We start from the raw sequence: 12597 nt of genomic DNA, 5'->3' as shown, positions 1-12597 counted from the left end.
GGAAACCAACAAGAGCAACATCCAGCAGAACCTGGGCCGGCCCGAGTACAGCTACTACTTCGTGCTCAAGGAGTTTCGCCCGGTGCTGGAACGACTGGGCCAGGTGATCGAGGTCAGCGACCCTGACGAGTTAGTCGACCGCCTGTATCAAGATTGCCAGAGCAGGGGAGAGGATTGTGTGTTCCTGTCCTTCTCACCACCGCACCGCACACCCATCCGCTATGCCTGCCCGACCATTGCAGTGTTCGCCTGGGAGTTCAGCACCATCCCCACTGAAAGCTGGCATGGGGAACCGCGGCATGACTGGCGGGTGGTACTGGCGGCCAGCGGCATGGCGATCACTCATTCGAGCTTCACCGTAAAGGCCGTTCGCGATGTGATGGGGCCCGAGTATCCGATCAGCGCGATTCCGGCGCCGGTCTGGGATCGCTTTGCCGCGCGTGGCGAGCACTTGCTCAAGCGCCCGGTCGCTGAAGGGATTCGCCTGAACCTGCGCGGCCTGATGATCGACAGTCGTACCGCAGATCTGCGCCCTTACGGACCGGAGCGCTTGCGCGAAGGCACGCCGATCGCGTTCGACGGACCGGTGCGCGATTGCGAGTTGCTGCTTGATGGCGTGGTCTACACCTCGGTCTTCAACCCCTACGACGGGCGCAAGAACTGGAAGGACATGATCAGTGCGTTTTGCAGCACCTTCCGCGAGTCGGCCGACGCGACCCTGGTGCTCAAGCTCACTCACCATGACATCGCCGATGCACTCAACGACATGCTGCACCACGTCTACAAGAATCAGACCTATCAGTGCCGCATCGTGCTGATCCATGGCTACCTCGCAGACCTCGACTATGAACGCCTGGTAGAGGCCACCAGCTACGTCGTCAATTGCTCCTACGGCGAAGGCCAGTGCCTGCCGTTGATGGAATTCATGTCGTGCGGCAAGCCGGCGATTGCGCCGCTGAACACTGCGATGGCCGACTACGTGGACAGTGACAACGCGTTCATCGTCGACTCGACAGAAGAACTGACCGCCTGGCCGCACGATCCCCGGGCGGCATTTCGTACCCTGCGTTACACCACTGATTGGGACTCGCTGTGCGCTGCCTATCGGGCCAGCTACGACGTCGCGAAAAACGATGTAGGGCGGTATGAAAGGATGTCGGCCCATGCTGTCAGTCGACTTCAGGGTTTCTGTAGCCAGGCCAGCACCGAACAGCGCCTGCAGGCGTTCTTCGAACAGCTGCTGGAGCGGCGCAAAGCACTGACCTTGCAAGCGTCCAGCGCATGATTCGCCGTTTGTTGGCGAAGCTCTGGCCGGCACCGTCGGCGCCTTCGACCGTGCCCCAAAGCCCGGTATCGCCCAGGGACGTCGGTTTGCACGATGCAGTACTCGATGGCTGGTTCCTCGGCGAAACCGGCGAGTTGCTCAAGGGTTTTGCCATTAACGCCGACGACACGCTGCTGGATGTCGGATGCGGCGAAGGTGTGGCGACCTTGTTCGCGGTTCGACAGGGCGCCTCGGTGATCTTCACCGACAGCGAGCACGACAAGGTGCGTGACCTGGCCCGCCAAGTGGCCGCGCAATCGAGCCAGGCCAATCTGGGGCTGGTCAGCAACAGCTTGCCGCTGCCGCTGGCCGACGGTTGCGCAAGCAAAATCGTGTGCATGGAAGTGCTCGAACACATCGACCAACCTGAACCCTTCATGGCTGAACTGGTGCGCATGGGGCGTCCCGGGGCGCTGTATCTGCTAAGCGTTCCAGCACCGGTGGGCGAGCATTTGCAAAAGGGCATCGCTCCCGCCAGTTATTTCCAGACACCCAATCATGTGCAGATTTTCACCCCGAACGGTTCGCCACCCTGGTGGAGGAGGCGGGCCTGGTCATCGAGCATCGTCAGGCCAGCGGGTTTTTCTGGGTGATGGGCATGATCTTTTTCTGGGCGAGCGAGAGGGCTGCCGGACGTGACGTGGGTGGCGCGGTTCGCGACCGTATCCAGGCGCCGTATCCGCCGTTGATGGAGAGCTGGGCGAAAACCTGGCAGGACCTGCTGTCGCACCCCGACGGCCTGGCGATCAAGCAGATGCTTGACCGGTTCATGCCCAAGAGCCAGGTCATCATTGCCCGCAAACCGATGGATACCGTGGCACGTCCAGGAGGACACCATGAGTAGCAGCAAGCGCATCATGGATATTGAGTTGCTTCGCGGCATTGCGGTACTGGGCGTTTTGTTTCACCACCTGCAGGACAGCCTGTTCGCGGCGAGTGTTCCGCTGCTGCAACGCATCACCCTGTACACGCAGCCGTGGTGGGGCGTTGATTTATTCTTCGCCATCTCCGGCTTCGTCATCGCGCGTAGCCTGATCCCGGCGCTGCAAGGTTGCAGCACGCGGCAGGAATACTGGCAGGAAACCCGCAACTTCTGGCTGCGGCGGGCCTTTCGTTTGTTGCCGTCAGCCTGGTTATGGCTGGCGCTGATGTTGCTGGCGTGCCTGTTCCTCAACCGGTCCGGCGCGTTCGGCACCCTGCAGGCGAATCTGCAGGCGACCCTGGCCGGCATTGCCCAGTACGCCAACTTTCGCTTCGCCGACAGTTTTTACAATTACGAATATGGCACCAGTTTCGTGTACTGGAGTCTGTCGTTGGAGGAGCAGTTCTACCTGCTGTTCCCTTGCTGATTTTGCTCTGTCGCAAATACCTGGTTTGGGCGCTAGTCCTGTTGGTGGCGGTGCAACTGTTCACTTTGCGCACGCCGATATTGATGGTGATCAGAACAGATGCGCTGGCCCTCGGCGTGCTGCTGGCCATCTGGAGCGCGCAGCCTTCCTACCGACGCTGGGAACCGACATTCCTGCGCCGTCCCTGGGCTGGTCTGGCCGCATTGCTCGCGTTGTCGCTGGTGCTGGGTTTCATCGCCACTGATCGCTTCACGTTCACTCATTACCGTATTGGCGTGATTGCACTGCTGTGTGCGTTGCTGGTCTGGATCGCTTCCTACAATCGCGACTACCTGATGCCCGGATGTCTGATCAAAAGCCTGATGACCTGGGTGGGCAGCCGTTCCTACGGGATTTACCTGATCCACATCCCGGCTTATCTGCTGGTGCGCGAAGGCATCTTTCGTTTGCAGGCAGCCAACTTGCCGAACCCTGGCGGACACCCGATCCCTACATTGTTGATCGCCTTCGGGTTGATCGCGGTTTTAAGTGAACTCAACTATCGCTTTGTCGAAATGCCCATGCGCCGTCGTGGCGTATCGCTGGTGCAGCGCCTGAGCTTGCCCCCAAACGCCGTCCCATCCTCTGGAGCAACCTCATGCTGAGACTGTTGAAGAAACTCGCGGCGGGCACGCCTCCCGCGCAACCGGTGCCGGAGCCGACACCGGTGGCCGCAGCACCCGAAAAGGTCGATCCGTACATGCTCGGCCTGCATGACGCGATGCTCAGTGGCTGGTTCAATCAGCAAACCGGCGAGCTGTTCACCGGCTTCCCGGTCACCCCGCAAGACACCTTGCTGGACGTTGGCTGCGGTGACGGCGGTAACGTGCATTTCTGCGCAATGCGCGGGGCGAATATCATCATCGCCGATATCGACGCGGCCAAGGTCGAAGCGACCCGCCTGCGCCTGAGCGACACCCCGGCGCGGGACGTCGAATGCCACGTCACGGACTGCAACCCGCTGCCGATTGCCGATGCCACGGCGACGCGGGTGGTCTCCACCGAAGTCATCGAACACGTCGACGATCCCGCGCAGTTTCTTGCAGAACTGGTGCGCGTCGGCAAACCGGGTGCCTTGTACCTGTTGAGCGTGCCGCACCCAAGCTCCGAAGATCTGCAGAAAGACATCGCCTCGCCTGAGTACTTCCAGAAGCCGAACCACATTCGCATCATCAGCGAAGAGCAGTTCAAAGCGATGGTCAGCGACGCGGGGCTGGAGATCATCAGCCACAACCAATACGGGTTTTATTGGTCGATGTGGATGTTGCTGTTCTGGGAAGCCAAGGTCGATTTCAGCAACCCAGATCACCCGTTACTCAATCACTGGGCCGACACCTGGCAAACAGTGCTGGACTCGCCGCGTGGCGCGCAGATCAAGCAGGCGCTGGATGCGGTCGTCGCGAAAAGCCAAGTGATCATTGCGCGTAAGCCCTGATCCCACAGGATTCTGTGTACCCTGCAACCCTGTGTTGGAAAGGATGGATGTTCATGGGGTTGGCGATCCGACGGTGCGCACTGCTTTTCCCGCTGTTGATGCTCGCCGGCTGCGGGCAACCCGAGGCGCCTGCGCTCGATCAGCAGCTCTACATCTGGCAACGCCAGTGGATGCCTGCTCATCAACACGCCTTGCGTGACAGCCGGGCTGATTTCTCTACGCTGCGGGTACTCGCTCTACAGTCATTTCCTCACGCCGGCTGGAGTCGGGTGCAAGTTGACGCCCATCTGTTACGACAAGATGGTCGCCCGCTGATCGCGGTAATCCGGCTTGATGGTCAGTTGAAGTCCCTGGATTCGCATGAAGTCATTGCGCAGGTCCAACAGTTGATCAGTGATTGGCAAGGGCAGGGCTTGACATTGGCCGGGGTGGAAATTGACCACGATGCCGGTGTTGCTCGACTGCCGGTCTATCGAAATCTGCTGAGCGAATTGCGCCAGGTGCTACCGGCATCCATGGCGCTGAGTATCACTGCATTACCCGCTTGGCTGAACAGCCCAGAGTTGCCGGCGCTTTTATCCTCCGTCGATAGCAGCGTGTTGCAAGTGCACGCAGTCAGCGATCCAAGAACGGGTTTGTTCCACGTGGAACAAACAAGAAAATGGACCGAGGCTTGGTCACGCAAAACTTCGAAACCGTTTTACCTGGCGCTGCCGGCATATGGCGTCGCGTTGTTGCCGGCGAGTAATGGCGGGCCGGTCGTAGAAAGCGAAGTGCCCCTTGAGCGCGACGGTGATCGCCAGGAGTTGATGGCCGATCCCCAGCAACTTCGCAAGCTTGGCCTGGAACTGCGGGATAATCCCCCGGAGCACCTCGCAGGTCTAATCTGGTTCAGATTACCGCTGGCGAATGATCGCCGGGCCTGGAGCCTGACCATGCTGCGCGCTGTAGCACGCGGTGAGGCGCTCCGAAGCCAGGTGACGTTGCAACTTTCAGAGCATCAAGGCTTGTTCGATATCAGCATCATCAACTCAGGCAATCTAGACAGCCCATGGCCTGAACAGGTGACGCTAGCGGCTAGCGGTTGTGAAGGTGCGGATGCGCTGGCCGGTTATTCAATGCAGCAGACTTCAAACAGCCTGACCTTCAGCCGTCTACGAGAGGGCCGAGTAGCGGCACAGGGGCAGCGTGCCATTGGTTGGGCACGCTGCAAAAAAATTGATCAAGGAGCGTCACATGTTGATCCGTAAGTGGCCCCATCATCTGCTATGCCTGACCCTCAGCCTGCCACTGGGGTCAGTGCTGGCCTGCGGCCCGGACTTCCCCATGCGGCTGTTGGACAACCGGGGGCAGACTCTGTCGGAGCTGCCGGAGGGCAACTTCAACTTCGAGGTCAGTCGCCTTGGCGGCTCGATTGCCGGGCTGAAGAACATCGCACCCGCTACTGGCAATCAAGATTACAGTTACGGCGAAGAAGCGGGCCAACCCAGCCCGCGGGATCTGGCAGAGCAGGTCGGTTTGTCTGTGGAGCAACAGGCTCTGGTGAAGCAACTGCGCAGTGTGGCCGACGCGCGCCAAGTTGAAGTCGACGGCAAAGCACTGCCGCCCGAACTCATGTTCTACCTGGCGGGCGCGGCGGCCTTCAATGCAGCTGACTACGCGCTGGCTGCCGAGTACTTTCACAAAGTATTGGCACTGCCGGCAGATCAGCGCCCGCTACGCAGCACCTGGGCCGCCTATTCCTTGGGACGGGCATTGTTCGCCATGAACTTGCAAGTAGATACAGTGCCAAGCCTGTTGGCCCAGTCCCAGCTTGCTTTCGAGCAGACCCGTCAACTGAGCATTGACGGCTTCAGTGACCCCTTGGAGTTGGGAGTCGCCAGCCTCGGTGAAGAAGCCCGTGTGGTTCGCGCCGCAGGTGACTGGAACCGCGCCATTGAGCTGTATGCCACGCAGAACCGGCACGGATCGCCAGTGGGCTACAGCTCCTTGAAGCAACTGGTGGCTGAATTGGCCGCGATGCCCGAAACGTCTTTGGCGCAATTACTCCAGGGAAAGCCAGTGCAGCAACTGGTGACAGCTTCCTTGATCAGCCGACTGGGCTGGTCATTCGGGGAACAACCGCCGAACGAACTGAAGCTGATCAAGCTGCTTCAAAACAGCACGCGCGGGACCCTGGAAAACGCGGATCGGCTGGCGGCGGTCAATTATCAACAAGGTGATTACGCCAGCGCGAAAGCCTTTCTTGAGCACGCCGGGGACGGCGGCCTGGCTTGGTGGCTACGGGCGAAGCTGGCGCTGCGCGATGGCGACAAGGTCGCGGCAACCGCAGCCTATGCCAAAGCTGCTCAGGCCTTCCCGCAGAACGAATCATGGGGTGAGCGCATGACCCCGGATTTTGATTACGAGTCGCTGCAACCTAAATGTCGGGTCGAGGGTGAGAGTGCAATTCTGGCGCTGCAGCGTGGAGATTACCTGCAAGCGTTTGATCAACTCTACCGCAGCCAGGACATCTACTGGTTGGACGCGGCGACCGTGGCCGAGCGCGTGCTGACTGTCGATGAGCTCAAGCATTACGTCGACACCAACGTGCAGGTGCCAACGCCCTTTAGCCTGCAGGATGTTGAGGCCTATGCGGCCCAAAAAGAAGCAGAGGGTAGCGACCATGTCGCAGCCCCGCTAACGGTCGCGGCCAAACTACGCAACCTGCTCGGCCGCCGGTTGCTGCGCGAAGGACGCTACAACGAAGCGCCGGTTTACTTCGATAACCCCCGGTTGTTCAGCCTGGCGAAGTGGTACGGCGAGCTACGCCACGATGCAGAATCAAAATGGTGGCCGACCAAAAGGGCATTTGCGTACTTCCATGCGGCCGACTTGAGCCGTCACTTCGGCATGGAGTTACTGGGCTATGAGATGTCCCCCGACTACGCGACTTTCGAAGGCAAACTACAGCCTTCAAAGCACCGGAGTTGAAAGTGGGGCCACTGTTGGCACAGGAAGAGTTCAGCCGTCAGCAAGCCAGCGCTGCACAGCCAGACCTGCGTTATCACTACCGCTATCTCGCCAACGACCTTGCCACTCGGGCCGCCGATAACTTACCGCATACCAGCCAGGCATTTGCCGCTGTTTTGTGTGCGGCAACTGGCTGGAACGCTGATCCGGAGCAGAAACAGGTATTTTATCGGCGGTACGTCAACGAAGGGCCGTACGTCGATTGGGCCGTTCACTTCGGTGAGCGCTGCCCGTCCCCGGATTTTGGGAAGGCCGACCGACGTTACGTGACGCAGGCCATCAGTCCGGTCCGTAACGTCTTGCGGCCTTATAAAACGTGGCTGCAACTGGGCGCAGTAGTGGCATTTACCGCCTTGCGCTGCTGCTGATCAACCGGCACAAGCGACGCAAGCAGACCTGATCAAGCCTGCTGGATGAACGTTAGGCGTATCGCAAAACCGATCAGCAGGCTGCCGAACAGCCATTGCTGCAAGCGCTGGGCCGAAGGGCTGTGTTGCAGCCAACGGCCCAGTGCGGCGCCGGTCACTGCGTAGAAACATGTGTGTGGCACAATCTACTGGTTTATTGCCTATCAACCATTGGGATCTGCCAACTTATGAAGCTCGACGCCTACGACCGCAAGATCCTCGCCGCCCTGCAACGGGATGGTCGCCTGAGCAACGTACAACTGGCCGACGAGATCGGATTATCCGCCTCGCCGTGCTTGCGTCGGGTACGGATGCTGGAGGAGGCCGGAGTGATCAGGGGTTATCAGGCCAATCTGGACCGTGACGAGGTAGGCTTGGGGCTGACGGTATTTGTCGGGGTCAAGGTGGAACGCCATAACGACGAACAGGCCGAGGCGTTTCGCCTGGCCGTGACGGCATTGCCGGAGGTGATTTCGGCATTCCTGGTATCGGGCGAATCGGATTTTCTGCTGCAGGTGGTAGTACCGGACTTGCGCGGCTACGACCGTTTCCTCACGGGCCAGCTGTTGAAACTGCCCGGCGTGAGTGACATTCGCAGCAACTTTGCCATCAACACCGTAAAGGCTCCAGGCGCGTTGCCCCTGGAGCACCTGCCAGCTCTAGCATGGGCTACATCTGCGTTGCCATCCCCTCCACATTCATCGCCGCCTGGCGCAACGCTTCCGAGCGTGTCGGGTGCGGGTGGCACGTCAACGCAATGTCCTCAGCCGATGCACTGAACTCCATCGCCACACAAAACTCGCCAATCATCTCGCTCACGCTCGGCCCCACCAAATGCACGCCAAGCACTTCATCGGTGCGTTCATCGGCGAGGACTTTGGCAAAACCCTCGGTCTCATGGTTGATCTTCGCCCGGCTGTTGGCGGTGAACGGAAACTTGCCGACCTTGTAGGCACGGCCCTCGGCCTTGAGCTGCTCTTCGGTTTTGCCGACGCTGGCCAGCTCCGGTCTGGTGTAGATCACGTTGGGGATCAGGTCGTAATTGACCTCGCCGGCCTTGCCGGCGATTTGTTCCACGCAGGCCATGGCTTCGTCTTCGGCTTTATGCGCCAGCATCGGCCCGGAAGTCACGTCGCCAATCACCCAGACTCCAGCGGCTTCGGTGCGATGCCTTTTGTTGGCGAGCATCCCCCGCTTGTCCGTCGTCAGGCCCACGTTCTCCAGCCCCAGGCCCTCGGTGTAAGGCCGGCGGCCGATTGACACCAAGACGTAGTCGGCCTCCAGCAGCTCGGCGGTACCTCCCGCAGCGGGCTCAACGCTTAGCTGCACTCCGGTTGCGGACGAGGTGGCGCTGGTGACTTTAGAGCTTAACTTGAAGCTGATCCCCTGTTTGCTCAACGAACGCTGCAGTGTTTTACCTGCCTCTGCATCAACGCCTGGACAGATGCGGTCGAGAAATTCCACTACCGTGACTTGCGCTCCCAGGCGCCGCCACACCGAACCCAATTCCAGACCTATTACCCCAGCGCCGATCACCACCAGATGCTTGGGCACTTCAGCCAGTGACAGCGCGCCAGTGGAGTCGAGGATTCGTTGATTGTCGATGCTGACGCCGGGAAGGGGCATGGGTCTCGCTGCCGGTGGCGATGATGATGTCCTTGGCGCCGAGCTCGGTCTTGCCGCCTTCACTGTCGGTTACCGTGACTTTGCCCGGGCCATCAATGTGGCCCCAGCCTTTGATCCAGTCGACCTTGTTCTTGCGAAACAGAAACTCGATGCCTTTGGTCAGGCCGGCCACACTCTCGTCTTTCTGCTTCATCATTTGCGCGAGGTTCAGCGTCGGTTTGACCTCGATGCCGAGGTTGGCGAATTCCGCACCCATCGCAGCTTCGTACAGCTCCGAGGCATGCAGCAAGGCTTTCGATGGCATGCAACCAACGTTCAGGCAGGTGCCGCCGAGCGTCGCCCGGCCTTCCACGCAAGCGGCCTTCAGGCCCAACTGGCCGGCGCGGATCGCCGCGTTATAACCGCCGGGGCCGCCGCCCAGAATCACCACGTCATAGTTGCTCATGCTGTTCTCCTGGATGGAAGGCCATCGGAAGTTAAAAGTAGTCCGGGGTTAATATTATGAACATAATATGTCTCATGCGCCCTCGGTAGGGCAATTATAATTTTCAGAACTCCAGCAGTTTTCGGGAGTCATCTGGGAGGAGGGTGCAGGTTCTGGTGTTTTTTTGACCTGAAGATCCCTGGAAAGCCCGTTAAATCGATAGCCTGCTATTTTTCCAGGATGGTCTACCCTCAGATCTGACGTCTGAAACAAGGGGGATTTTCCATGCTCGCGCAACTTCCACCGGCCTTACAGAATCTGCAGCTACCGCTTCGCTTGCGACTCTGGGATGGCCACGAGTTCAATCTGGGGCCGGCGCCCAGTGTCACCATCGTGGTCAAGGACCCGCAGATGGTCAGCCAGTTCACCCATCCAAGTCTTGATGCGTTGGGTGCAGCGTTTGTCGAAGGCAAACTGGAACTGGAGGGTTCAATTACCGACGTCATTCGCGTCTGCGACGAACTGAGCAATGCCTTGCTCGGTGAGGATGACGACAATCAGCCCGTGCGCTCGGTCCACGACAAGGAAACCGACGCCAAGGCCATTTCCTACCACTACGACTTGTCCAACGCGTTTTATCAGCTGTGGCTGGACAGCGACATGGCGTATTCGTGTGCCTATTTCGAAACGGGCAGCGAAACCCTTGAGCAGGCGCAACAGGCCAAATTCCGTCATCTATGCCGCAAGCTGCGCTTGCAGCCTGGCGACTATCTGCTGGATGTCGGCTGCGGTTGGGGTGGCCTCGCGCGATACGCTGCTCGCGAGTTCGGCGCCAAAGTGTTCGGCATCACCCTGAGCAAGGAACAGCTGGAACTGGCGCGTGAGCGGGTCAAAGCTGAAGGCCTGGAAGACCAGATCGAACTGCAGCTGCTCGACTATCGTGATCTGCCTCAGGATGGGCGATTCGACAAGGTGGTCAGCGTCGGTATGTTCGAACACGTCGGCCACGCCAATCTGGCCGAGTACTGCAAAACCCTGTTCGGCGCGGTGAAGGAGGGCGGCCTGGTGATGAACCACGGCATCACCGCCAAGCACACTGATGGCCGCCCAGTGGGGCGCGGTGCCGGGGATTTCATCGAGAAATACGTGTTCCCCAATGGCGAGCTACCACACCTGTCGATGATCTCGGCCGAGATCAGCGAAGCGGGTCTGGAGATTGTCGACGTTGAAAGCTTGCGGCTGCACTACGCGCGCACACTGGATCACTGGAGCGAGCGTCTGGAGGACAACCTCGAAGCGGCGGGTAAACTGGTGCCGGATCAGGCGCTACGCATCTGGCGTTTGTATCTGGCCGGTTGTGCCTATGCGTTCGCGCGCGGCTGGATCAATCTGCACCAGATCCTCGCAGTGAAAGCGCATGCCGATGGCAGCCATGAACTGCCATGGACCCGCGACGACATCTATAACCCTTAGCTTCAGAGAATCGGTGAAATAAGCCGGGCGATCCGCATGCCGAGTTGTTGCAGGCGGTGGATCTCCCGGCTTTCTTCTTGGGCGATCTCGCAGGCTTGCTCGAAATCCTCAATGAGCATGTGTTCCACACTCGCAGCGAAAGCGCTGTCGACGGTCAGTAACATCACCTCGAAATTCAGCCGGAACGAGCGGTTGTCCAGATTGGCGCTGCCGATGGCGCTGATCTCGCTGTCGATCAACACCACTTTCTGATGCAGAAAACCGGGTTGGTAGCGGAAAACCCGCACGCCGGCACGCACGGCCTCGAACGCATAGAGGCTGGATGCGGCATAAACGATGCGGTGATCAGGGCGCGACGGCAGCAGCAAACGCACATCGACACCGCGCAACACAGCCAGACGCAGGGCGGCGAAAACAGCTTCGTCAGGAATGAAATACGGGCTGGTGATCCAGACCCGCTGCGTGGCTGCGTGGATCGCCTCAACGAAAAACAGTGAGCAGGTTTCATAGGCATCTGCCGGACCGCTGGCGAGTAACTGGCACAGCACTCCGTCATCCGGATAGACGTCAGGCAGTATCAGCGGGGGCAGCGAGCGCGCCGCCCAGAACCAGTCTTCGGCAAACGACTCCTGCATGCAGGCAACGACTGGGCCGCGTACTTCAACGTGGGTATCACGCCAGGGTGCCAGCGGTGGTTTTTCGCCCATGTACTCGTCGCCGACATTGTGGCCACCGACAAAGCCCAGCACACCATCGACCACCACAATTTTTCGATGGTTGCGGAAGTTCACCTGAAAGCGATTTAGCCAACCGCTGCGAGTGGCGAACGCCTTGACCTCAACACCAGCATCGCGCAACGGCTGGACAAAACTGTGGGGCAGGGAGTGGCTGCCAATGCGGTCATACAACAGATAAACCGCCACCCCTTCGGCGGCTTTTTGCAGCAGCAGGCTTTGCAGACGTTGGCCGAGGCGGTCATCGTGAATGATAAAAAACTGGATCAGCACCGCTTCTTTGGCGGAGCTTATTGCCGCGAAAATAGCTTCGAAGGTGGCGTTCCCATTGATCAGCAGGCGCACTTCATTGTTCGCCAGGCACGGCATTCGTCCCAGTTTTGGCATCGCCCGTAATGACGCGTAGGCATTTGAGGCGCGGGCGGTCAGGGCTTCTTCCACCCACGGCCGCCAATTCAGTTCGGAGATGGCCTGACGCATCTGTTCGTTGGCCTGGCGCCGGGCCTTGATGTAGCCATCGAAGGTACTGCGGCCAAACACCAGATACGGAATTAGCGTGAGATAGGGAATAAAGATCAGCGACAATGCCCAGGCGATCGAGCCTTGAGCCGTGCGCACGGTGAGCACCGCATGTATCGCGGCGATCAAGCCGAGGGTGTGTATCAGGGCGATCAAGTAACCGAAAATGTGCGGTCCAAAATAATCCATGGGGCAGCCTTGCTCCGGAAGATTCAATGCTTAACAGACCATGTTCTGTCGCGAATGTCGCTATTT

Annotated in this window: 5 protein-coding genes and 6 pseudogenes; 8 read left to right on the top strand and 3 right to left on the bottom strand. The window is 59.4% G+C overall.

Features of this window, described 5'->3' with window-relative positions:
• The 6 genes and pseudogenes from JFT80_RS06175 to JFT80_RS06150 all read left to right on the top strand — a co-directional run.
• Window positions 1–1285 (top strand): glycosyltransferase (locus JFT80_RS06175; RefSeq protein ID WP_201147269.1); only part of this gene is annotated, 1285 nt, incomplete at its 5' end.
• A pseudogene (locus JFT80_RS06170) lies at window positions 1282–2168 on the top strand (class I SAM-dependent methyltransferase). The gene JFT80_RS06175 and the pseudogene JFT80_RS06170, both read left to right, overlap by 4 nt.
• Window positions 2161–3317: pseudogene (locus JFT80_RS06165) on the top strand (acyltransferase family protein). The pseudogenes JFT80_RS06170 and JFT80_RS06165 overlap by 8 nt, the downstream one beginning before the upstream one ends.
• The gene (locus tag JFT80_RS06160; RefSeq protein WP_201147268.1) at window positions 3311–4147 is read left to right on the top strand and encodes a class I SAM-dependent methyltransferase; all 837 of its coding nucleotides are present in this window, start codon (window positions 3311–3313) and stop codon (window positions 4145–4147) included. The pseudogene JFT80_RS06165 and the gene JFT80_RS06160 overlap by 7 nt, the downstream one beginning before the upstream one ends.
• Window positions 4148–4200: 53 nt before the next feature.
• Entirely contained in the window at window positions 4201–5397 is a 1197-nt protein-coding gene (locus JFT80_RS06155; protein ID WP_201147267.1) for a DUF3142 domain-containing protein, read from the top strand.
• A pseudogene (locus JFT80_RS06150) lies at window positions 5384–7559 on the top strand (hypothetical protein). The gene JFT80_RS06155 and the pseudogene JFT80_RS06150 overlap by 14 nt, the downstream one beginning before the upstream one ends.
• On the opposite strand, the pseudogene JFT80_RS06145 reads toward JFT80_RS06150, so the two are convergent.
• A pseudogene (locus JFT80_RS06145) lies at window positions 7560–7691 on the bottom strand (LysE family translocator); the annotation flags it as partial. It abuts the pseudogene before it with no gap.
• A 63-nt stretch (window positions 7692–7754) separates the two neighbouring features.
• Between JFT80_RS06145 and JFT80_RS06140 the strand changes: the two are divergent.
• A pseudogene (locus tag JFT80_RS06140) lies at window positions 7755–8219 on the top strand (Lrp/AsnC family transcriptional regulator); the annotation flags it as partial.
• Window positions 8220–8235: 16 nt separating this feature from the next.
• Here JFT80_RS06140 and lpdA read toward each other — a convergent pair.
• Window positions 8236–9637 (bottom strand): annotated as a pseudogene (gene lpdA / locus JFT80_RS06135) (dihydrolipoyl dehydrogenase).
• Window positions 9638–9901: 264 nt separating this feature from the next.
• Here lpdA and cfaB point away from each other — a divergent pair.
• Window positions 9902–11089 (top strand): C17 cyclopropane fatty acid synthase CfaB, encoded by a 1188-nt coding sequence (gene cfaB / locus JFT80_RS06130; protein ID WP_201147266.1) that lies wholly within the window; start codon window positions 9902–9904, stop codon window positions 11087–11089.
• Window positions 11090–11091: 2 nt separating this feature from the next.
• On the opposite strand, the gene cls is transcribed toward cfaB, so the two are convergent.
• Window positions 11092–12531 carry a cardiolipin synthase gene (gene cls / locus JFT80_RS06125; RefSeq protein ID WP_201147265.1) on the bottom strand — a complete coding sequence of 480 codons (1440 nt, stop codon included), beginning with the start codon at window positions 12529–12531 and terminating at the stop codon, window positions 11092–11094.
• Window positions 12532–12597: the final 66 nt, after the last annotated feature.

The sequence above is a fragment of the Pseudomonas sp. TH10 genome, from assembly GCF_016651255.1.
Classification (GTDB): domain Bacteria; phylum Pseudomonadota; class Gammaproteobacteria; order Pseudomonadales; family Pseudomonadaceae; genus Aquipseudomonas.
Note: the sequence above shows the minus strand (reverse complement) of the source record. Positions and strands in the feature narration are given on the sequence as shown.